The sequence below is a fragment of the Sulfitobacter sp. PS-8MA genome, from assembly GCF_040933935.1.
Classification (GTDB): domain Bacteria; phylum Pseudomonadota; class Alphaproteobacteria; order Rhodobacterales; family Rhodobacteraceae; genus Sulfitobacter.
This window is the reverse complement of sequence record NZ_JBFQYJ010000006.1, coordinates 1,506,727-1,526,126: the sequence shown is the minus strand read 5'-3', so window position 1 is coordinate 1,526,126 and position 19,400 is coordinate 1,506,727. Positions and strand designations below refer to the sequence as shown.

At 59.5% G+C, this 19,400-nt stretch carries 24 protein-coding genes and 2 tRNA genes; 18 read left to right on the top strand and 8 right to left on the bottom strand.

Features of this window, described 5'->3' with window-relative positions:
• The first annotated feature begins 77 nt into the window (after nucleotides 1-77).
• The 11 genes from AB4M76_RS11445 to AB4M76_RS11395 all read left to right on the top strand — a co-directional run bounded on the left by AB4M76_RS11445 (nucleotide 78) and on the right by AB4M76_RS11395 (nucleotide 7,541).
• Nucleotides 78-641 carry an HNH endonuclease gene (locus AB4M76_RS11445; RefSeq protein WP_368441984.1) on the top strand — a complete coding sequence of 188 codons (564 nt, stop codon included), beginning with the start codon at nucleotides 78-80 and terminating at the stop codon, nucleotides 639-641.
• Nucleotides 642-649: 8 nt separating this feature from the next.
• Nucleotides 650-1,039, top strand: a complete 390-nt coding sequence (locus AB4M76_RS11440) for a hypothetical protein (RefSeq protein WP_368441983.1) — start codon at nucleotides 650-652, stop codon at nucleotides 1,037-1,039.
• The gene (locus tag AB4M76_RS11435) at nucleotides 1,039-3,162 is read left to right on the top strand and encodes a hypothetical protein (protein ID WP_368441982.1); all 2,124 of its coding nucleotides are present in this window, start codon (nucleotides 1,039-1,041) and stop codon (nucleotides 3,160-3,162) included. The genes AB4M76_RS11440 and AB4M76_RS11435 overlap by 1 nt, the downstream gene beginning before the upstream one ends.
• 47 nt (nucleotides 3,163-3,209) lie before the next feature.
• Nucleotides 3,210-3,704 carry a hypothetical protein gene (locus AB4M76_RS11430; RefSeq protein WP_368441981.1) on the top strand — a complete coding sequence of 165 codons (495 nt, stop codon included), beginning with the start codon at nucleotides 3,210-3,212 and terminating at the stop codon, nucleotides 3,702-3,704.
• Nucleotides 3,705-3,716: 12 nt separating this feature from the next.
• Nucleotides 3,717-5,486 carry a hypothetical protein gene (locus tag AB4M76_RS11425; RefSeq protein WP_368441980.1) on the top strand — a complete coding sequence of 590 codons (1,770 nt, stop codon included), beginning with the start codon at nucleotides 3,717-3,719 and terminating at the stop codon, nucleotides 5,484-5,486.
• A gap of 26 nt (nucleotides 5,487-5,512) precedes the next feature.
• On the top strand, nucleotides 5,513-5,725 hold the full coding sequence (locus AB4M76_RS11420) for a hypothetical protein (protein ID WP_368441979.1): 213 nt from the start codon (nucleotides 5,513-5,515) through the stop codon (nucleotides 5,723-5,725).
• 74 nt (nucleotides 5,726-5,799) lie between these two features.
• Nucleotides 5,800-6,405 (top strand): hypothetical protein, encoded by a 606-nt coding sequence (locus AB4M76_RS11415; RefSeq protein WP_368441978.1) that lies wholly within the window; start codon nucleotides 5,800-5,802, stop codon nucleotides 6,403-6,405.
• Nucleotides 6,345-6,527 (top strand): hypothetical protein, encoded by a 183-nt coding sequence (locus AB4M76_RS11410; protein ID WP_368441977.1) that lies wholly within the window; start codon nucleotides 6,345-6,347, stop codon nucleotides 6,525-6,527. Before AB4M76_RS11415 ends, AB4M76_RS11410 begins: the two co-directional genes overlap by 61 nt.
• Nucleotides 6,524-6,715: a hypothetical protein gene (locus AB4M76_RS11405; RefSeq protein ID WP_368441976.1), complete on the top strand. Its 192-nt coding sequence runs from the start codon at nucleotides 6,524-6,526 to the stop codon at nucleotides 6,713-6,715. The genes AB4M76_RS11410 and AB4M76_RS11405 overlap by 4 nt, the downstream gene beginning before the upstream one ends.
• 141 nt (nucleotides 6,716-6,856) lie before the next feature.
• Nucleotides 6,857-7,285, top strand: a complete 429-nt coding sequence (locus tag AB4M76_RS11400; protein WP_368441975.1) for a hypothetical protein — start codon at nucleotides 6,857-6,859, stop codon at nucleotides 7,283-7,285.
• Nucleotides 7,260-7,541, top strand: coding sequence for a hypothetical protein (locus tag AB4M76_RS11395; protein ID WP_368441974.1), 282 nt, complete (start codon nucleotides 7,260-7,262; stop codon nucleotides 7,539-7,541). The genes AB4M76_RS11400 and AB4M76_RS11395 overlap by 26 nt, the downstream gene beginning before the upstream one ends.
• 33 nt (nucleotides 7,542-7,574) lie before the next feature.
• On the opposite strand, the gene AB4M76_RS11390 is transcribed toward AB4M76_RS11395, so the two are convergent.
• The 4 genes from AB4M76_RS11390 to AB4M76_RS11375 all read right to left on the bottom strand — a co-directional run bounded on the left by AB4M76_RS11390 (nucleotide 7,575) and on the right by AB4M76_RS11375 (nucleotide 9,492).
• Nucleotides 7,575-7,775: a hypothetical protein gene (locus tag AB4M76_RS11390; protein WP_368441973.1), complete on the bottom strand. Its 201-nt coding sequence runs from the start codon at nucleotides 7,773-7,775 to the stop codon at nucleotides 7,575-7,577.
• A 396-nt stretch (nucleotides 7,776-8,171) separates the two neighbouring features.
• A complete protein-coding gene (locus AB4M76_RS11385; RefSeq protein ID WP_368441972.1) occupies nucleotides 8,172-8,477 on the bottom strand; it encodes a hypothetical protein in 306 nt (101 codons plus the stop codon).
• A gap of 186 nt (nucleotides 8,478-8,663) precedes the next feature.
• Complete coding sequence (locus AB4M76_RS11380) at nucleotides 8,664-8,981, bottom strand: hypothetical protein (RefSeq protein WP_368441971.1); 318 nt, start codon at nucleotides 8,979-8,981, stop codon at nucleotides 8,664-8,666.
• Between the two features lie 244 nt (nucleotides 8,982-9,225).
• On the bottom strand, nucleotides 9,226-9,492 hold the full coding sequence (locus AB4M76_RS11375; protein ID WP_368441970.1) for a hypothetical protein: 267 nt from the start codon (nucleotides 9,490-9,492) through the stop codon (nucleotides 9,226-9,228).
• 551 nt (nucleotides 9,493-10,043) lie between these two features.
• On the opposite strand from AB4M76_RS11375, the gene AB4M76_RS11370 reads away from it, so the two are divergent.
• From AB4M76_RS11370 to AB4M76_RS11355, 4 genes are all read left to right on the top strand, one after another.
• Nucleotides 10,044-10,235: a hypothetical protein gene (locus AB4M76_RS11370; protein ID WP_368441969.1), complete on the top strand. Its 192-nt coding sequence runs from the start codon at nucleotides 10,044-10,046 to the stop codon at nucleotides 10,233-10,235.
• A 23-nt stretch (nucleotides 10,236-10,258) separates the two neighbouring features.
• Entirely contained in the window at nucleotides 10,259-10,549 is a 291-nt protein-coding gene (locus tag AB4M76_RS11365) for a hypothetical protein (protein ID WP_368441967.1), read from the top strand.
• 489 nt (nucleotides 10,550-11,038) lie between these two features.
• A tRNA-Asp gene (locus AB4M76_RS11360) sits at nucleotides 11,039-11,115 on the top strand.
• A 137-nt stretch (nucleotides 11,116-11,252) separates the two neighbouring features.
• Nucleotides 11,253-11,329, top strand: a tRNA-Asp gene (locus tag AB4M76_RS11355).
• A gap of 116 nt (nucleotides 11,330-11,445) precedes the next feature.
• On the opposite strand, the gene AB4M76_RS11350 is transcribed toward AB4M76_RS11355, so the two are convergent.
• Nucleotides 11,446-12,816, bottom strand: a complete 1,371-nt coding sequence (locus AB4M76_RS11350; protein ID WP_368441966.1) for a M20/M25/M40 family metallo-hydrolase — start codon at nucleotides 12,814-12,816, stop codon at nucleotides 11,446-11,448.
• Nucleotides 12,817-12,893: 77 nt separating this feature from the next.
• Nucleotides 12,894-13,970 (bottom strand): sensor histidine kinase, encoded by a 1,077-nt coding sequence (locus AB4M76_RS11345; protein ID WP_368441965.1) that lies wholly within the window; start codon nucleotides 13,968-13,970, stop codon nucleotides 12,894-12,896.
• A gap of 235 nt (nucleotides 13,971-14,205) precedes the next feature.
• On the opposite strand from AB4M76_RS11345, the gene hemA reads away from it, so the two are divergent.
• From hemA to ispG, 3 genes are all read left to right on the top strand, one after another.
• Nucleotides 14,206-15,429, top strand: coding sequence for a 5-aminolevulinate synthase (gene hemA, locus AB4M76_RS11340; RefSeq protein WP_368441964.1), 1,224 nt, complete (start codon nucleotides 14,206-14,208; stop codon nucleotides 15,427-15,429).
• Nucleotides 15,430-15,553: 124 nt separating this feature from the next.
• A complete protein-coding gene (locus AB4M76_RS11335; RefSeq protein WP_368441963.1) occupies nucleotides 15,554-16,840 on the top strand; it encodes a helix-turn-helix domain-containing protein in 1,287 nt (428 codons plus the stop codon).
• Between the two features lie 115 nt (nucleotides 16,841-16,955).
• The gene (gene ispG, locus AB4M76_RS11330; protein WP_368441962.1) at nucleotides 16,956-18,083 is read left to right on the top strand and encodes a flavodoxin-dependent (E)-4-hydroxy-3-methylbut-2-enyl-diphosphate synthase; all 1,128 of its coding nucleotides are present in this window, start codon (nucleotides 16,956-16,958) and stop codon (nucleotides 18,081-18,083) included.
• Between the two features lie 30 nt (nucleotides 18,084-18,113).
• Here the strand turns inward: ispG and AB4M76_RS11325 are convergent, their stop codons facing one another.
• Both AB4M76_RS11325 and AB4M76_RS11320 read right to left on the bottom strand, forming a co-directional pair.
• Complete coding sequence (locus AB4M76_RS11325) at nucleotides 18,114-18,602, bottom strand: disulfide bond formation protein DsbA (protein WP_368441961.1); 489 nt, start codon at nucleotides 18,600-18,602, stop codon at nucleotides 18,114-18,116.
• 2 nt (nucleotides 18,603-18,604) lie between these two features.
• Entirely contained in the window at nucleotides 18,605-19,354 is a 750-nt protein-coding gene (locus AB4M76_RS11320) for a DsbA family protein (RefSeq protein WP_368441960.1), read from the bottom strand.
• Between the last annotated feature and the right edge of the window lie 46 nt (nucleotides 19,355-19,400).

Sequence of the window (19,400 nt, the reverse complement as noted above, 5' to 3'; positions counted from 1 at the left end):
CTATAATAAAACGGCCCGCCAGATGCTGGAAACATCGTGGCGAGCCTAACCGCAACGGATCGTTAGGAGATCACGTCATGGCTAAGAAGCCCTTACCCTGCCCAACCGTATTGCGTCAACTACTTCGCTATGAGCCGGAGACTGGCAAGCTGTTCTGGAAGGAGCGGCCTAGCTGGATGTTCAAATTAGGTGGCGTGAAAGGGCAATCCGGATCGGCTGCAACTTGGAACGCTAGATATGCGGGCAAAGAGGCTTTCACTGCATTGTCACATGGCTACCCATATAGCAGCATCAACGACCGATCTGTTCTGGCGCATCGAGTAATATGGACCATTGTAACAGGGACGTGGCCGGGTAGTGAGGTTGATCACATCGACGGAGATAGGGCCAACAATTCTTGGCAGAACCTTAGGCTTGTCACGTCAAGCCAGAATAAAATGAATAGAGGCGTTCAGCGCAATAGCACTAGCGGCCATAAGGGGGTCGGCTTTCATAAGGCTTCTGGTCGCTGGCGGGCCTACATCAAGGTGCTCGGAAAGCAGAGGCACTTAGGTCACTTCGATACGATGGAAGGCGCGTGTGAAGCGTACCGCGCTGCGGCTGCTAAGTATCACGGTGAGTTCGCGAGGTTTGAATGGTAAGACCAGCTTTGACCAGCGACATACCGCGCTGCATTGATCAAATTGAGCGCCTTACTGAGGCTATAGGTGGCCCGCAAGCTGTCTGTAGGTTGACAGCAGGTCAAACGCTTGCAGGGCTTATCGCAAGTCCTGACGGGGCGGTTTTCACGTCTGGCGGGGGGTTCATCGCCGCGCAGATGGGGCAGACCACGATTAACCCTGAGAGAATTGCAGTGGAGCATGGCTGGTTTGCTGAGGACCGTAGCGGCCTGCGGCTCTTGCGACAGTTCGAGCGATGGTCGAGCGAAGGGGGCGCTTCTCTAATGAAGGTTTCCTGCAAAGGTGGCGCAGCACAGCGCATTCTTGAGCGGCGCGGATACGCGGTGGCGGAAGTGCAGATGGTTAAGAAGGTAGGCTAATGGCGCTTTTCTCAAGTATTGCTTTCGGCATCGCCTACGCGGGCGGCTATCTGGCGGCTGCGGCAGGCTTTTCGATTGCGACCGCCACCTCTATCGGCGTTGCGCTGGCTAACGCGGCTGTCTCGCTGGCCCTGAGCGCCATTTCCCGCGCCTTGGCCCCAAGCGTGAGCATCCCGCAGAGCGAAATTCAGGCTGTTATCAACCAAGCCTCCGCGCCGCGCCGTATCTATGTTGGCGAAAACCTTGCGGGCGGCGTCAGGGCGTTTTTCGACGTGAAGGACGGGACACTATACCAGTTGGTCATGGTGGCGCATGGCGAGATTAGCAGCTTTGAAGAGTTTTGGGTTGATGGTGAACCGCTGACGCTGGAGGATGTGCCAGACCCGATCCCGTGGGGTGGTCATTTGGTGGGGTTGTTCCGGCCCAGCAGCGGCAAGTTGTCCGACTATGTAGCGGTCGAAACCCGCGACGGCTCAGACCTTGGCGGTGACTATGACAACTTGACTGCGGCTTTCCCGACTTGGGATGCAGATTGCAAGCTGACCAATCAGGCCACGTTCCTTGCGCAGATGAAAGCGCCGCACGGCAACGACTTTAGCAAGATTTTCCCCAAGTCCTACAACACGACGTTGCAATGGGTGATCCACGGCCAAGCGGTCTATGACCCGCGCACGGCGACCACGGCATACAGCGATAATGCGGCCTTGGTCATTGCGCATTTCCTCACGCATGAGGACGGGTTCAAGATCGATCCGTCAGACATTAACTGGGATAGCGTCTCGGCAATGGCTGACGTGGCAGATGAGGCCGTACCGCAGCTTGAGGGTGGCACCGCGCCGCGCCTGCGTCTCTGGGGCTACTGGACGCTGGATGAGCCGCCGTCTGACGTGCTGGACCGGATGCACGCAAGTAGCGGTATCCGCGCCTATGAGATGCAGGATGGGCGCATCGGTCTGATCGGCGGCGGCTTCGGCACTCCGGCCTGCACGATCACGGCAAAGGACATTAAGGAAATCCAGACCAGCGAGGCAATCAGTGAGCGCGAGGGCTACAACGTCTTGCGGGTGCTGCACATGGACGCTTCGCAGAAATACACCGTGACAGAAGTTGACCCTTGGCGCGACGACGACAGGCTGGCGATTGAGGGCGAGATCGTCAAGGAATACGAAATGGCGATGTGCCCTAATCGGGCGCAGGCGCGGCGCTTGGCAAAGGAGCAGTTCCATGACGACAACCGCGCCAAGGTTTCCATCATCACGAACCTTGTCGGGCTAAAGGCGCGTTTCCCCCGCAATCACGCGCAGCGCCACACGATCCTGCTAGACTATCAACCGGAGGACGGTTCGGGCCGCGTGATCCAGGGCGAGTACGAGGTTTTGGACCACGAATTTGACCCCATCGAATTGCAGTGCCGGATTGACCTTGCGGCGGTGGATCGGGCGTCGGGTGAATGGACGCCAGAGGAGGCAGGCGACCCGCCAACGCCACTTCTAGGCGGTGGGGCGAATGGTGCGCCGGAGTTGTCGGCAGTCCTTTCCCAAAGGGTTATTCAGGTCTCATCATCTTTTGCGCTGCCGATACTGGAGGTTCAAGCCACGGAAGTCGCCGGAAGAAACGACATTACGCTTGAAGCGCAATCGCGCCCAGTGCAGCCAATCCCTGAAATCGGCGAGTTGCCTTGGCTTGATATGCAGGCGACCGACTATGTGGCGCAGTCTGGCCCTGTCATAGATGGTCAGACATACGAGGTTCGCGCGCGGTTCAATGGCTTGTTTGATGCGCCAGACGCATGGAAAGACCTTGGCACGATCACGGTGCAGATCGACGCTACGCCTCCCGGCGCACCCTCTGAACTGATCCCGTCCAACGGAACGGGCAAGGTGCATCTGACGTGGCGCAACCCGGCAGGCGACTTTTACGAAATCCGCGTCTACCGGAGCGAAACGGCGGTCTTCTCCGATGCTGCGCTAGTCGGGACCACTGGCGGCGTGTCGGGGCAAATCTCAGAGTATTCCGACACCACGATCACGGCGACAACCGAATACAACTACTGGGTCGCAGCGGCCAACGTGTCGGGCGTCGAAGGCTCCCCGGCTGGGCCAGCCAACATCACCACAACCTAACAACCTGAATACCCCGCTGCGGCGGGCCTCTTGCGCTGGAGAATTATATGCCAGAGACACAAGCCGAAAGAATGAACCGCGTTCTACGCGACCATGAGGGCTATGACGGCAACGGCGGCACCGGGGAATTGCCAGTTGGCGACCGCTCAACCGCACGAAAACCAATAAGTAAGCGGGATTTGCGCGAGGTTTTTGTTCCGCTTGCTGCGGCTGCGGATGAATTAGGCGATGCAGTAAAGCAGGCGTCAGATAGCGCCGATGCCGCCGCTGCCGCCGCCTCCATAGCTGCCGAAGCTGCGGCCTCGGAAACCCGCGCCATCATTCTTTCAGCCATCGTGGGGTCAATTGTGGTTTCATCTGATCGGGTAAACAATTGGAATGGCACGGCTGTTACCGTGGCGGGGGTCATAACGAGGGTTTTCCTAAATGGGAGGCTGTCTGATCTTGCGGGGTTCACCATAACCAACGGCGGCAAGACAATTGAGCCGACATTCAGCACCGCTGGCATCACCGAAATCGTTATTGATTATATCGCAGAATAAAAGGACTTCTATATGAAACGCTCTGCAATTTCTGCCCTTGCGGCCCTTCTGGTTATTGGCGCGGGTTCTGCATTTGCACAGTCGGTCAAGGTCAGCCCGTCCGAAGTCAAGCCAACGGCGGGATTCGTGCGAAAAAGCCCGTGCGGGTCTGGTGATGGGTACGGGTGTGGCAGCAACCCACCGACCTACAACCTTACGCCAGAAACCTCATGCGGCATCGTTTTTTCGACTTCCGCCGCCCGCAATGAGGATGGATCGGTATCAACTGAGGGCGTCCGCTTTGTTCTGCCCACGGTCGCTGAAATGCTTGCCAGCGGATATGCCCCGTCTGGTCCTTCAGGTGCCAGTGTCGCGGACTTTGCGAACCGGGAGGGGCAATGCCAAATTTCCTTCGTAATGGGTGCGCCCGGTCCTGAAAACTATTTGCGTGTCGCGATGGACGGGGAGCATGGCATCGACAAGTTCACCGGGTTTGCACAAGGCGCATATGACTTTGCGGATGGGGAACTGGTGTTTCCCTATTTAACACCCGGCGTGATCACATACGGTTGGAACGGCACATCGTGGCTATTAAGCAGCACGTCCAGCGCCGCGCTTTCGGAACAGCACAACCAGGGGCAGATGGCCGCGCACGGTCAAGGGCGGCTGTTCAAGGTAACACAAGACCCGTCTTGGTGGACCGTTTCATCAGCGGTCGGAAAGCTGGCTTGGTGTCCTGTCAACGGAATGGGCCTGATTGCGGCTGCAAACGGCGGGTCGCAACTCTGGCGCGTTTCGCCGGGATGCACATTCCATGAAGTAGGGGTCGGTTCAACCGATGGTTTACTTGGTCTCAGAACCGTCCGTAGCGGTTTCATATCGGCCATTGGCGCGGGGACCACATATACCGCTCACACCTCGCCCGGTGGTGATGCCTGTGACGCGGGAACGCGGGTGCGAGTTACAATTAACAGTTCCCCCGCTCTGGTGGACGGAACAGTGATGGAAATCCACGGCGTCCCTGCCACCAACGGCACAAATATCGAGGGAAAGTGGATTGTTGAAAAAGTGACAGATACCACTGTCGATCTGCACCAACGCTTAGTGGATTATGATGACGCACGATCTACTTTCGCAGGCTGTCCCTCAAGCTACGTTGCCGGGGATACGATCCGCGAAGGCTTTGCAAACATTCCGTCTTTTAACTATACGATTATCGCCGCAGCGACTATAAGTTCGCGGTCAACAAATCCGACAAACGGCGCGGAAATTGTGACTACGGGCGCAAACCGCGACACGCTCTTGGGCGCAATTTATCGGTCGGGCGGTGAAATCCTAGACAACGCCTCAAACCGACATATTGCGAGCATGTTTATGCCCATGCCCCGCGATTGCCGCAACAGTCGATCAACCAGCTATAACGTCACTTCAAGCAGTTACGTTGAAGTCACTAATTCATCGGAAGGCAGATGCAGCTTCGTGCATCTTAACCGGACATCGACCACAGCCGAAGGCTTTGGCGATACAGGCGCGGGCGTTCGTTACGAGGCTGACTTCACCGTGAGCCAAACCACAGCCGGGGCGGGTTGCGAAATTGCAATTGCCTTCGGGGGGACCACCACGGAACCAGACACGCGGACTTTTACCGCTGCAACGGATGGAGATTCGCGCAGCTTTATTTTTGGCGGCACTAAATACGGGTTGCCGGATGGGAAAACAGACATGCGGATTTTTGCCCGCACTATTGGCGGTGGCCTTTGCGCATTCGAGGCGGGCGCTCGCACGTTTGTTGAGTTGGATTAACTGATCGGCGGGTGGGGCATGAAGCTGTGAAGGCGCTCCTGTGGTGGCTCTGCGAGATCGTGAGCCGCCACACCTGCCGCCTGTTGATCGGCTATAATATGCCGCTCTGTGCCTATGCTTGGTGGCGCAGGCATGACAGCCGCTTTTGGCGCGTGTGGGTTGTTGTCTTTGACCTAATCCGCCGCGACGAGCCGGACCATGGGCGCAAAAGCTATGGCCGATACACCCCCTTCAAATAACCGTTTGTTGTCGAAAACAGCAAAACGGGCGTTTCAAGCAACAAACGCCGCAATCCCAAAGCATTAGGTGACATATGACAGCGACTGTCCTTCTGGACTTTATCGCGCGTTTTGAATCGCGTGGTAACTACAATATTGTGTGGGGCGGCATTAAGAAGCAGCACCGCCCCCCGAAGCCCCTTGCGAGCATGACCATCGGTCAGGTGCTTGCATGGCAAGACAGCATCGACCCGCTCTATATGTCCGAGGCGGCGGGCAAATATCAGATCATGGAAGACACCCTGCGCGGGCTGTACCGTGAAGCGGGCATGACGACTTCTAGCATGTACGACGAAGCGGGCCAAGATCAGCTTGGCGTGGCCCTGCTGAAACGGCGCGGGCTTGACGACTACATGTCAGGCCGGATCAGCGCCGAAAAGTTCGCCAACTCCCTCGCAAAAGAATGGGCCAGCTTGCCAGTTGTCTCCGGTCCAAAGAAGGGCCGCAGCTACTACGGCGGCGATGGGCTGAACAAGTCTCACGTTTCGGTGGCTGAGTTTATGAACGCGGTGAAGGCAATTCGCACGGCACCGCCTGCGCCGCAGCTCAAACCCCAAACCCCTCCCAAAAAGGAAACATCATGCTCTATCTGCGAATGGCTCTCTACCTTGTTTTCGGCGCTCTGGCCGGGCAAGGGCTGATCGACTTTGACCAAGACACCGGGCGCGTTGCGTTCGACGTTGACGACCTCATGTTAGGTGTCACCTCGCTTGCCGGGTTTGTCGGCACGTTCATCGCCTCTCGTTTCGCGGCGAAGAAATGACCCGCGTTGTTGTCGTGGTGCTGGTCCTCTGCATAGCGGGGGGCTGGCTCTACTGGATCGGCGGCAGGGAAAACCGCTTTCAGCGCGAACTTGAACAATCAGAAACAAGGGGGCGCGTGAATGATGCGTTGTCTGAGCATATTGATCCCGCTGACGTTGATCGGCGGCTGCACGACCTTAGCCAGTAAAGAGGCGCTTTGCACGTCCACACGGGACGCCAGAAAGGCCCACGCAGGCGCGTTGCTGGCTGACGGTGGCCCACGGTCCAAGGAAAGCGGCGCTCGCCTTCTGAGCGGCCTAAAAGCGGGCTGTAGCGAATGACAGTTCGCATGGCCGATACGTTCCTCCAGAACGGGCGGGGGATGGAATGGCAAAACAGCATTATCATCCTGATATTTGCCCTAACATTGGCGCTCCCCGGCGATACACTCGCCACCAGCGTTGCATTCGCCGCATTCCGGCAGCTTGGCATTGATGAGGTGGCCTTAGCGGTGCCTCTGACCGTCATAGCAATCATGCGGATGGCGGGGCTATTTATCAACGGCAACTGGCGGCGCTCCCCTATCTTGCGCTGCGTTGGTGCCGTCCTCGGCGCGGGCCTATTCGCGGGCTTAGCTGTCCTCTTTGCAGTACCTGCGCTCAGTGGGCAATCTGCCGCCCTCACCACTGGCGCTGGCGTGTATCTTGCGCTTGCCGCCTTCGATGTTCTCGCCGCGTATAGGTCTGCTGCTGATGCTTCATTTTATAAACGGCATTGAGGCCGAGGCATGGGCTGGCATCGCGGGCCTTGTCGCGGGTATCGTTAGCGCGGTTTTCGCGGTTCGAAAGGGGGCGAAGAAAACCCCCGTCGAAGTGGGCCACGGCACACCGCCGGAGGATAGGACGGAATATGTGCTTGCAGAGGTGCGGCAAATCAACGTGCGGCTGGCAGAGATAGAGGGCCACATGAGCGATGTTGACCGCAGGACCGAGGCTATCCAGCTAGACACGCGCATTCTGCTGGATAGGGGGTAGGCTGTTATTGCCCGCTACAGGGGGATAGGGCTGTTATCGGCGCATTGATAGGCGCAGGCGTCTTTCCGTATCCAGTTCACGGCGCAGCGCCTTAACCTCTCCCCGCAGTTCGTCGTTCTGGTCTTTTAGGTTGCCTAGAACGTTTGCGACTTCCTCCGCGAATGGCTCTAAAATATCCTGCAATACCTTGGCGGTGATGTACCCGTTCCGCTGAATGTTGAGGTTCACCCGCATCCCTCCCCCTCCCCAAGCGCGGCGCGGGCCTCATCTATCGCCGTTGCCATTTCTATCTCAGAACATAGGCAACCGTCTTCCTCGGCTGTCACCAGTCTCCGCAGCGCCTTCTCTAGCGCGTCTATGCGGCCTGCGGCTTCGCGGCATGTCTCGCCAAACGTCCAAGGCTCCGCATATGCGTCCGCCTCTGTGACGCCCCGCAGCCGCTCTTGTATCGGTAATGCGTTTGCATTGGTCATGGGTGATATCCTTGGCAATGTGCGCAAACGGCGGTATCGTTGCGCTCACGAACCTCATCCATTCGCGCTTTGATTTTGTCAGTGTTCGGGCTTACCTTCTCCGAAACTAAGACGCCGCACTTGTGGCAGTCGTACTCAATATATGGTCCTGATACCTTCATGTCTTGATCCTTAGCTTGGCGAGGGTGGCGTCACGATCCTTCACCCAATCCGCGTCATTCTCAGGGTTCTTTCCGTATTGTTGAAACGGATATTCACCGTTGTAACCTTCCCCAGATGCGGTGAACCCTGCAAGGTATGCCGCCTTCACGGCCTCATCCAGCAGATCGGCGCGGACGTATTCGACCATGTGCGGATACTGCGTGTTACCGCATTCATCATCCCACCAGCCCCCGCCAGTGTAGTTGCATTCGTCGGGCTGCGCGTCCTGCGCCCATATCCGTTCCGGTGCTGTCTCAGTCATGGGTGGCTCCTGTGGGCTGTGCGTTCCAAATCTTCACAACGCGGGCTAGGGTTCCGTCAGTCGTTTCCATGCCGCATTCGCACTTGATCCAGCAGCACCCCGGCCCGCCAATCTTGACCACGGGGGTTGATCCGCAGGACTTGCAAGGCGCTGGCTTCTCTTGGCTCATGTCTCTCTCCTTCTGCGCTAGGGGGTGGGGATCGGGTTGCAGTTCGTCTCAAACGTGGCGGAAAGTTCCCCGAATGAAACGGCTGCGTAATCAAGATACTTTCTCGACCCCATCCATTCTATGAATTGGGCGCGGGCTTCGTCAGCCTTATCGCTAGTGTCCCACCATTCTTTTGACCCATCGGGAAGAACAGCGAAACTCGCTTGGCCGTTCACGACCCCCGGCACTATGCCAGAGACATGTTCCATCAGATCGGCGGCTTTTGCATGGGCCTCGTCTATCGCGCCCTTGTCCCACGAAGTCACAATAATCGCGTGGTGGCGCATCGTTCCCATCTATCTCTCTCCTTTATCCTGCCCCGTGGGGGTTAGTCCTGCCACGGCATAGCTATCGGCGCATAGTGCGTCAGATTGCAGACTTCGGAATGGTTGTCCAAGAATGCGAAAACCTCCCCTCTCAACGTGTTTACCTTCCCCTTGTGGACGGCATCGACCGCCCACACACTAGCACCATTCGTGACCAATTTCCGCCCGTAATCCGGTAGGTTGTTCTTGTCTAGCTTGATCCAGTCCGCGCTTCTCATGCTACCACCTGCGAACCCTGAAGCGCCTTAACGCCAGCAGGGCGGCGGCTACCAGCAATTGCCCGCGCCATTGTTTTCACTACCATCTTGCCCGTGATAGCTGTGGCAATCTCTTTCGCTTCTTCGATGACCTTCACGGCTTCCCTCTTACTGGTGACGGTGCGGCGCACACTGGCTGTCTTGGCGGTGTCAACCCAAGCAGTGCCTGCGGCTTGTGCGGTTACTGGCTGGATGTAGCAGATAATTTCAGCGGCTTGGGTCATGTCGTTATCTCCTGTTTGCTTGTGTAATTATTGATACACATATAGTGATTGACTGTCAAGCGGGTTTCGTATAAAAAATTACACATGCAACGTAGAGAATATAGAGCGGCCCGCGTCCTAGCTGGCATTACCGATGAGCAGCTTGCAGAGGCGGCGGGATTGCCTGCGCCTACCTTGCGGGCATTCTTGGCAGGGCAGCGCGGCACAGATGAGACAAAGGCCAAGGTTGACGCGGCGCTGGCGTTGTATGGCGTCAAGGTCGAAGTCGGCCCGCGCGTCGTCACGTTGCGCCGTTCTAAGCCCCCCTCAACATAGGAGAGAGACATGCCGATAGATGAAAAATGGATCAAAGTGCACGTCAAGGCTGGCCGTATAGCCCCTGTTGACGGAGTTACGTGCATGAACCCCCGGTGGCCGCATCCTCACATGGTGCGCAAGTTATGGCGCGGCACGATAGAGAAGAGCGTCGTGGAATTTTACCCTGCCGGGCGCGTTATTGATATGAGTACCGTTCGCGTTCGTTCTGCAACCCATTGACGGAGACACGAGACATGGACGTTTGGAAAGCTAAGGTGGATTTAGACCGGACATTTCAGGAGGCTTACAGGGCTAGGGGCATCTATCGCGCAAAGCTGTTTTTCTGGCTGGCTACGGGCGGCGCTTGGTATGGCCTGTTCTCATGGTGGGCCGCAATCAAGTTGCTTATCATCGGCGGTGCTTTTGGTCGTCCAGTCCAGTTCTAACCGCCCTACACACGGAGAGAGACATGCCGACCAGCTTAAACACGATAATCAAGCCAGACATGACACCCGATGTTTACGGGCGCATTCCAATGGTTTGTGAAAGCGGCCTAGCCATGACAAAGGCCAGCATGACGCGCTTCATAATGCACGTCCTCAAGCATAACATAGAACTGCTAAGCCTGCACCCGTTCAATGCAAATTATCACGGCTGTCACGTCTCTGCGGCGGTGCGGATCAAGCCGGATCAGATTGCCGCGTTCGAGGCCGAAACGGGCGGCAAGTTGCAAGAGCCTGCAACGCTGAACCTGAACTAACCGTTTCCACTCCCCCCGCAACCCATTGAGCCACATAGCGGCAGAATGGGGGCGGTTTCCCCGTAAGCTATTGCCAGACAACTAAAGCGCACTCCTCTAGGGAATCGAACACCGCGGCGTTTTACGAAGTGTATGGCGGTTCACTGAACTTGGATGAACCTGCCAAGATTGCGCAGGCCGCGGAAAACCTCTTTTACAAAGCGTTTATTGGTGCAGTTTTCAGTAGGTTGCGTAAGAGCCGCTTCGTTTACACCGAAGATGTCGGGAGTTCGAGCCTCTCACGACCCACCATTTCCCCCGTTTGATCTATATCTATTGATGGATAGCCTTGGGCTAGGACCGTCGAAATCCGTGTTGTTTCGCCTTCAACGCAGAGCCCCCAAAGCCGATGACGAAATTTTTCAAATTTCCGCCAAACCGCGCTTGACGGCGCAGAGCCCTCACCATAGAACACCCCAACGCTTCGGGGTTACCCGGAACGTGCAGCGGGCGGTTGTAGCTCAGTTGGTTAGAGTACCGGCCTGTCACGCCGGGGGTCGCGGGTTCGAGCCCCGTCAACCGCGCCACTGCTGCTTGAAAAGGGACCTCTTTGAGGTCCCTTTTTGCATTCCGGCCTGTCAGAATTTTCTTTTCCGAAAGCGGCTTTTTCTGCGGCGAATGCGCTTGACGGGCCGCGCGGCTTGGCCTATTCCGCCCCCATCGCGCGGTTGTAGCTCAGTTGGTTAGAGTACCGGCCTGTCACGCCGGGGGTCGCGGGTTCGAGCCCCGTCAACCGCGCCACTTTTCTCTTGTAGTACAGTGACATCAAGCGCCCCCTCGGGGGGCGTCTTGCTGTGTGTCGCACCCCGGCCTGCCGGGGCGGAGGGTGACCGGGACAGGCCGATCACCCCAAGCGTTCAGGTCAGCGCATCAAGGATCCGCGCCCAGGAGCGGATGCCTTTGTGAAAGCTCTCCATGTCGTATTTCTCATTCGGCGAATGGATCTGGTCGTCATCTTTGCCAAAGCCGACCAGCATCGGCTCGGTCCCCAGAATCGTCTGGAAATACCCGGCAATCGGGATCGAGCCGCCGCAGCCGATATAGGCCGCCGGCACCTGCCATTCATCGCTGAGCGCCTGACGCGCCGGTTCGAACATCGGGTTGTCGGTCTCCACCCCCGAGGCCGGGCCGGCGCTGTGGTCTTTGAAGTCGACGGTGCAATCCTCGGGCATCATCTCGCGCACCATGCTGCGAAAGCTGTCGCGGATGGCGGCGGGGTCTTGGGTGCCGACAAGGCGGAAGCTGATCTTGGCATGGGCCTGGCTTGGCAGGACGGTCTTGAACCCATCGCCGGTGTAGCCGCCCCAGATGCCGTTCACATCGCAGGTGGGGCGCGACCAGATCATCTCAAGCGGGGTGCGGTCCTGCTCGCCTGCGGGTTGGCTCAGCCCCACATCGCCAAGGAAGCTCGCGTGGTCAAAGGCCAGCCCCTGCCACTGGGCCTCCAGCTCTTCGGAAAGCTCCGGCACACCGTCATAGAAGCCGGGCACGGTGATGCGGCCCTTGTCGTCATGCAATGAGGCGACGACTTTGCTCAGCACCCGGATCGGGTTCATCGCGATGCCGCCGAACATGCCGGAATGCAGGTCCTTGTCCGCCGCCGTGATGGTCAGCTCTTCGCCCAGAAGCCCGCGCAGCATGGTGACGATGGCGGGGGTCTTGGATTCAAAAAGCCCGGTGTCGCAGATCATCGCCACATCGGCTTTCAGCTCTTCGGCGTTCTCCTTCATAAAGGGGATCAGCGAGGGCGAGCCGCTTTCCTCTTCGCCCTCAAGGAAGAAGGTGATGCGGCAGGGCCAATCGCCCTTCACCTCTTTCCAGGCGCGCAGGGCTTCGATGATGGTCATCAACTGGCCCTTGTCATCCGCCGCACCCCGGCCCCGGATCACCCGGCCCTTGTCGGTGTCCTCAATGGCGGGGTCAAAAGGGTCCCGGTCCCAAAGCTCCAGCGGATCGACGGGCTGCACGTCATAATGGCCGTAGAACAGCAGATGCGGCTTGCCTTCGCCGACATGGCCCACGACCATCGGATGGCCGGGGGTGCTGCGTTTTTCGGCCTCAACCCCCATGGATTTGAGGTCAGCCACCAGCCAATCCGCCGCGCGGTCGCAGTCTGCCTTATAGGCCGGATCGGTCGAGATCGACGGGATGCGCAGCAGGTCCAGCAGACGGTCCGTGGCGGCGGGCAGATCATCGTCGATCCGGGCGAGAACATCATCGAGGGACATGGCTTGGCTTCCTTGCGCTGTGATTTTGCGCGAAGGTAACAGGCCCATGGGGCATGTCCAGTAGGGCCGAGGCGCGCTCAGAAAGTAAGCGTCAGGCGGCTGCCCTCGGGCGTCAGAGCCGTATCGAGCGTGCCGTCCAGCTGTGCTGCGGCGGCGGACAAGAGCGTCTGCCCCAAGCCACCGGGGCGGGAGAGACCGCCGCTGGCAGAGCCGATCCCGTTGTCCTGGCAGATGAGGCGATAGCAACCATCGACCAGCGAGAGATCAATCGCAATCTCCCCCGCTGCCTCGCCCGGAAAACCGTGTTTGATCGCATTCGCGACAAATTCGCTCACGATCAACCCCATGGCAGAGGCCGCGCCCGCCTTCAGCGCAATGGCGTCGCTGCGGCAGCCGATTTCGATATGCGCAGGGGCGGTCTCTTGCAGCAGATCGACCACCTGCCCAAGAAAGGCACCGGCCTCCACCTCATCGCGGCCCGTATTGTGCTGCAATTGACCGTGCAGAGAGGCCACGGCCTGCACCCGGCGCTGGATCGCGTCCAGCGCGTCGCGGCTGCTGTCATCCGTGAGCCCACGCGCATGCATACGGATCATCGCGCTGAGCGTTTGCAGGGAGTTCTTCACCCGGTGGTCCGCTTCGCTCATCAAGACAGACTGGCGGCGCAGGGCAAGACGCAGATCGAGCTGTTTCATCACCTGCCGGGACAGAACCGCCACCGCGTTGCGTTGCTCAGCGCTCAGGCGGCGCGGTTCCTTGTCGAGAATACAGAGCGTGCCGAGCGGCAGCCCATTCGGCGCGACCAGCAGGGCGCCGGCATAGAACCGCAGCCCGTCCTCTCCGGCGCAGAGCGGATTGTCGGCCATGCGCGGATCATTGAGCGTATCGGGGATCTCGACAAAGGGCGCATCCAGAATGGCATGGGAGCAGAGCGAGGTTTCCAATGGGGTCTCGCGCGCGCCAAGCCCTACCTCGGCCTTGAACCACTGACGGTCCTTGTCGATCAGGTTGATCACCGAAATGGGCGCATCACAGATCTGCGCGGCAAGGGCCACGATCTCATCAAAGTCGGCCTCGCGCGGCGTGTCCAGGATGTCGTAATCATAAAGCGTGCGCAGGCGTTGGGCCTGTTTGGGGGGCGGATCGGCGCGCAAGGCAATGTCCTTTGTGGTTGCGCCGCCCCAAGACAGGAAAGATGCGCAACATACAAGCAATCGCTGGACGTCACGCCGGCCTCGGAGTTTTCCTGCTCGGTCCCCTGCGACAGTTCGCCCCGTGATCCCCGGCGATAAGAGATTGATGACCGGGGCGTGAAACTGTAACCATTCTAAAAAGTGAATATGGGTGTCCGGCCCTGCCGCTTGCTTACCGGTCAGATGGAGATGCGCAATGGATTATTCGGAAAAGCTCGACGCGGCGATTGCGCGGCTGCATGACGAAGGCCGCTACCGAACCTTCATCGACATCGAGCGCCGCAACGGCCAATTCCCCCATGCGGTCTGGACCAAACCCGACGGCAGCCAGCGCGACATCACCGTCTGGTGTGGCAATGACTATCTTGGCATGGGGCAGAACCCCGTGGTGATCGCGGCGATGGAAGAGGCGCTGCGCGCCACTGGCGCAGGCTCTGGCGGCACGCGCAATATCTCCGGCACGACGATCTATCACAAGCGGCTTGAGGCGGAACTGGCCGATCTGCATGGCAAGGAAGCGGCGCTGCTGTTCACCTCGGCCTATATCGCCAATGACGCCACGCTCTCGACCCTGCCCAAGCTTTTCCCCGGGCTGATCATCTATTCCGACGCGCTGAACCATGCCAGCATGATCGAAGGCGTGCGCCGCAATGGCGGGGCGAAACGCATCTTCCGCCACAATGACGTGGCCCATCTGCGCGAGCTGATGGAGGCGGATGATCCCGCCGCGCCCAAGCTCATTGCCTTCGAATCGATCTATTCCATGGATGGCGATTTCGGCCCGATTGAAGAGATTTGCGACCTCGCGGATGAATTCGGCGCGCTCACCTATATCGACGAAGTCCATGCCGTGGGCATGTATGGCCCGCGCGGGGCAGGGGTGGCGGAACGCGACCGGCTGATGCACCGGCTCGATATCATTAACGGCACGCTGGCCAAGGCTTACGGCGTCATGGGCGGCTATATCGCGGCCTCGGCCAAGATGTGCGATGCGATCCGCTCCTATGCGCCGGGCTTTATCTTTACCACCTCGCTGCCGCCTGCCGTGGCGGCGGGGGCGGCGGCCTCTGTCGCCTATCTCAAGCGCGCGCCCGAGCTGCGCGAAAAGCACCAGCAACAGGCCAAGGCGCTGAAATTGCGGCTGAAAGGGCTCGGCCTGCCGATCATCGACCATGGCAGCCATATCGTGCCGGTCATGGTCGGCAACCCGGTCCATACCAAGCTGCTGTCGGACATGCTGCTGGAAGAACATGGCATCTATGTCCAGCCAATCAACTTCCCCACCGTGCCGCGCGGCACCGAGCGTCTGCGCTTCACCCCCTCCCCGGTGCATGGCCCGAAAGAGATGGATGCGCTGGTGCGGGGGATGGACCTGCTCTGGTCCCATTGTGCGCTGAATCGTGCCGAAGCGGCGGGATAAAAAAAGAGCCTTCTTCGTATTTTACGTTGTCTTGTGCTAGCCTTGACGAAAGAAAAAGCTAAATCCGAATCGTTGGGGCGCTTTCGGATGAAGGCTACAGGCATACTAGGGACAGGGCATATTGATGATCGGGCGTTGGGCCTCCAGAACCGCTGAGGATGAAACTGTCGAACCCAAAGGGTTTGATGCATTCGAATTGCGGCTGGGGGATGTCATGCGTGGGGAGCGTGCCACCCTCGGCAAATCCCTGCTGGACGTGCAGCGCGAGCTTCGGATCAAAGCCTCCTATATCGCCGCGATTGAAAACTGCGATCCCGATGCCTTTGACACGCCCGGCTTTATCGCGGGCTATGTGCGGTCTTATGCGCGCTATCTGAACATGGACCCGGATCAGGCGTTCACCGCCTTTTGCAAGGAATCCGGCTTTGCGGTGGCCCATGGCATGTCCGCCGAAGCCTCCGTGGTCAAGAAACCCAATTTCGAAGAACGCCGCAGGTCCCCGAAAGAGGATGACCTTTTCGCCCGCCCGAACACGCCTTTCGTGCCGGTGGGCGATGGTTTGCTCAGCCGGATCGAACCGGGAGCTGTGGGTTCCTCTCTGGTGCTGATCGCGCTGATCTCGGCCATTGGTTTTGGCGGCTGGACGGTGCTGAAAGAAGTGCAACGCGTGCAGGTCACCCCGGTGGATCAGACCCCTGTGGTGCTGTCTGATCTCGACCCGCTCGATGGGGCGCTGGCCCCTGCGCCCGACGCCGATGCCAATACCGACGCCCCGCGCAGCACCAAGAGCCCGCGCGCCGATGCGCTGGCGCGGCTCTACCGTCCGCAGGCGCTGGATGTGCCGGTGCTCGTCGCCCGCGACGCGCCGATTGCCTCGATCGACCCCCGGTCGGTCAGCAATTTCCCAACCCCCGACCGCCCGGAGACGGCAGAGCCTGAGACCGTGGTGGCCGAAAACAGCAGCATTACGGATGCCATTGATGAGGCCGTGATGCTGGCGAATGCCGAGACCGCATTGCCGCGGCCGCAGGTTGTCGAAGCCGCTGCGCAAAGCGTGCGTATGGTTGCCGCCTATCCGTCCTGGGTGCGGGTCCGCGCCGCAGATGGCACGGTGATCTTCGAGGGCGTGATGAACAAGGGCGACACCTATGACGTGCCGGTCACCGAAGAGCCGCCGACGCTGCGCACGGGCGAATCCGGGGCGCTTTACTTTGCCATGGCGGATGGCTGCTTTGGCCCGGTCGGCCCGCGCGGCGCCGTGACGTCGAATGTCCCGCTGAACCAGCAGGCTTTGGCCGAATTGTACCAGCCCGTCGACCCGGCGGCAGAACAATCGCTCAGCCGCATGTTTGCCGATCTCGAAGGCGCGATTGAACCCTCGGCGCTGGCCGCCATGCCCTGCAAGAGTTGATGACCGCGGGCCGGCCTGATGCTCTGGTCGCGCCCATCTCGCCCCCTCCCATTGCACATGCGATCCGGCCCCACTAGGTAGGGGCCACTGGCCTCGATCCGCGAAAGGTGTCTTTATGTCGCTTCATTCCATCCGTCCTTGGCGCGAAATTCCCCGTCGCAAATCGCGCCAGATCATGGTGGGCAATGTGCCGGTGGGGGGCGATGCGCCGATCACCGTGCAGACCATGACCAACACGCTGACCACCGATGTGGCCGCGACCATCGCGCAGGTGCAGGCCGCCGCCGATGCGGGCGCCGATATCGTCCGCGTCTCCGTCCCGGATGAGGCGTCCTCCAAAGCCCTGCGTGAGATCGTGCCGGAGGTCAGTGTTCCCATCGTTGCAGACATTCATTTCCACTACAAACGCGGGATCGAAGCTGCCGAGGCAGGGGCGGCCTGTCTGCGGATCAACCCCGGCAATATCGGCGATGAAAAACGCGTGCGCGAGGTCATCAGGGCCGCACGAGACCACAATTGCTCGATCCGCATCGGGGTGAACGCCGGCTCGCTGGAGCGGCATCTGCTGGAGAAATACGGCGAGCCATGCCCCGCCGCCATGGTCGAAAGCGGGCTCGATCACATCAAGATCCTTCAAGACAACGATTTCCACGAGTTCAAGATCAGCTGCAAAGCCTCTGACGTCTTCATGGCCGCTGCCGCCTATCAACAGCTTGCAGATGCCACCGACGCGCCCATTCACCTCGGCATTACCGAGGCCGGGGGGCTGATGTCCGGCACCATCAAATCGGCCATCGGTCTGGGCAATCTGCTCTGGAGCGGGATTGGCGATACGGTGCGCGTGTCGCTCTCTGCCGATCCGGTGGAAGAGGTCAAAGTCGGCTATGAGATCCTCAAATCCCTCGGGCTGCGGCACCGGGGCGTGAACATCATCTCCTGCCCGTCCTGCGCCCGGCAAGGGTTTGACGTGATCAAAACCGTCGAGACGCTGGAAAAGCGGTTGGAACATATCAAGACGCCGATGAGCCTGAGCATCATCGGCTGTGTGGTCAACGGCCCCGGCGAGGCGCTGATGACGGACGTGGGCTTCACCGGCGGCGGTGCGGGTTCGGGGATGGTCTATCTCGCGGGCAAGCAAAGCCATAAGCTGGGCAACGAAGGCATGATCGATCACATCGTTGAGCAGGTGGAGGAACGCGCCGCGCAACTGGAAGCGGAACAGGCGAAAACAGCGGCAGAATAAGGGGTTATCCGGCTGTCTTAAGGCACTGCTTTAAGGCGCGGCCAGATATTTCTGCAAGACCACCGCTGGCATATGGCCGCGGAGGATCATCTTTGGCAGCAGATAGAACGGCGCCGCCTCCAGCCCCAGCCGCGCAGCCCAAGCCGCCGCCTGCGGCGTGGCGATATCATGTTGAATGAAGGTCAGCCCGTAAGTCTCTGACAGTTCAGATAATTCCCGCTCTGCCTCTGCACATTCCGCGCAGTCGTCAGAGGTGAAAAGCGCCAGATCATGGCCGGCCAGGACCTCCGGCGCCAGGGCTTCAAGCAAGGTCAGATCGTCTTCGATATACTGCCGCATTTCCGACGCCGCCGGCTGCGGCCCGGCGAGGGCTTCGGCGATGACATCCCCATTGGCCAGAATGGCCGCGCGCAGCTCTGTCTCGAATGCAGCGCGTTGCGCGGGGGGCATCTCGGTCAGGTCGCTGGCCCCTGCGGGGAGGACCAGCAAAAGCGCCGATGCGACGCCAATGGCCCGCATGATCAGCCGCGCTTCTCTTTCACAAGCGCCATCATCTGATCATAGGGCAGGTAGCCGCGCAGCATCTCGTCCTGCATCACAAAGGTCGGCGTGCCGGTGATCTGAAGCTTCTGCGCCAAGGCGCGGGTCTGGGCGATTTCTTGGGTGACCGCGTCGCTGCCCATCTCAGCCTCAATCGCCTCGGCGTCGAGGTCAAAGCTTTCGGCCAAGCGGCGCAGGGCGGGCAGGGTGACGTCACCGTTAAAGGCCATCAGCGCATCGTTCAGCTGTTTATACGCATCATCGCCCGCCACCTGTTTCGTGGCCACGGCAAAGCGCGAGGCCAGCATGGACTGCTCGCCCAGGATCGGGAATTCTTTGACGATCAGTTTGATATTACCGTCGGTTTCCAACAGCTTGGCCACTTCGTCATGGGCGCGTTTGCAATAGCCGCAGCGGTAGTCAAGGAACTCGACCAGCGTGATGTCCCCCTCAGGGTTGCCGCCGACCCAGGAATAGCCGTCGTTGAAAATCTCATCCGCATGGGCGGCGACAAGGTCAAAATCCGCCTGCATCTGCGCTTCGGCCTGCTGGGTCTGCATCTGCTCAACCGCCTGCAGGATCACTTCGGGGTTCTCCATCAGATAGGCGCGGACCTCGGCGCGGAACTGGGCGCGCTCTGCATCGGTCAATTCCGTCAGGTCCATCGCGTGAACAGGGGCGGCGAGGGCCAATGCGCTTACAAAGGCGGGGGCGATCAGGCGGGCAAACATGGACGAACCTTTCGGTGAGAACTGCGAAATGGGGGCCAAGGGTTGA

Coding starts and splice junctions, on each gene's coding strand:
- AB4M76_RS11375 (WP_368441970.1), bottom strand. CDS start 9,492: ATGACCCAAGCCGCTGAAATTATCTGCTACATCCAGCCAGTAACCGCA.
- AB4M76_RS11390 (WP_368441973.1), bottom strand. CDS start 7,775: ATGCGGGTGAACCTCAACATTCAGCGGAACGGGTACATCACCGCCAAG.
- AB4M76_RS11370 (WP_368441969.1), top strand. CDS start 10,044: ATGGACGTTTGGAAAGCTAAGGTGGATTTAGACCGGACATTTCAGGAG.
- AB4M76_RS11325 (WP_368441961.1), bottom strand. CDS start 18,602: ATGCGGGCCATTGGCGTCGCATCGGCGCTTTTGCTGGTCCTCCCCGCA.
- AB4M76_RS11385 (WP_368441972.1), bottom strand. CDS start 8,477: ATGACTGAGACAGCACCGGAACGGATATGGGCGCAGGACGCGCAGCCC.
- AB4M76_RS11445 (WP_368441984.1), top strand. CDS start 78: ATGGCTAAGAAGCCCTTACCCTGCCCAACCGTATTGCGTCAACTACTT.
- AB4M76_RS11320 (WP_368441960.1), bottom strand. CDS start 19,354: ATGTTTGCCCGCCTGATCGCCCCCGCCTTTGTAAGCGCATTGGCCCTC.
- AB4M76_RS11380 (WP_368441971.1), bottom strand. CDS start 8,981: ATGGGAACGATGCGCCACCACGCGATTATTGTGACTTCGTGGGACAAG.
- AB4M76_RS11395 (WP_368441974.1), top strand. CDS start 7,260: ATGCTTCATTTTATAAACGGCATTGAGGCCGAGGCATGGGCTGGCATC.
- AB4M76_RS11335 (WP_368441963.1), top strand. CDS start 15,554: ATGATCGGGCGTTGGGCCTCCAGAACCGCTGAGGATGAAACTGTCGAA.
- AB4M76_RS11435 (WP_368441982.1), top strand. CDS start 1,039: ATGGCGCTTTTCTCAAGTATTGCTTTCGGCATCGCCTACGCGGGCGGC.
- AB4M76_RS11425 (WP_368441980.1), top strand. CDS start 3,717: ATGAAACGCTCTGCAATTTCTGCCCTTGCGGCCCTTCTGGTTATTGGC.
- hemA (WP_368441964.1), top strand. CDS start 14,206: ATGGATTATTCGGAAAAGCTCGACGCGGCGATTGCGCGGCTGCATGAC.
- AB4M76_RS11405 (WP_368441976.1), top strand. CDS start 6,524: ATGACCCGCGTTGTTGTCGTGGTGCTGGTCCTCTGCATAGCGGGGGGC.
- AB4M76_RS11415 (WP_368441978.1), top strand. CDS start 5,800: ATGACAGCGACTGTCCTTCTGGACTTTATCGCGCGTTTTGAATCGCGT.
- AB4M76_RS11365 (WP_368441967.1), top strand. CDS start 10,259: ATGCCGACCAGCTTAAACACGATAATCAAGCCAGACATGACACCCGAT.
- ispG (WP_368441962.1), top strand. CDS start 16,956: ATGTCGCTTCATTCCATCCGTCCTTGGCGCGAAATTCCCCGTCGCAAA.
- AB4M76_RS11430 (WP_368441981.1), top strand. CDS start 3,210: ATGCCAGAGACACAAGCCGAAAGAATGAACCGCGTTCTACGCGACCAT.
- AB4M76_RS11350 (WP_368441966.1), bottom strand. CDS start 12,816: ATGTCCCTCGATGATGTTCTCGCCCGGATCGACGATGATCTGCCCGCC.
- AB4M76_RS11410 (WP_368441977.1), top strand. CDS start 6,345: ATGCTCTATCTGCGAATGGCTCTCTACCTTGTTTTCGGCGCTCTGGCC.
- AB4M76_RS11400 (WP_368441975.1), top strand. CDS start 6,857: ATGGCCGATACGTTCCTCCAGAACGGGCGGGGGATGGAATGGCAAAAC.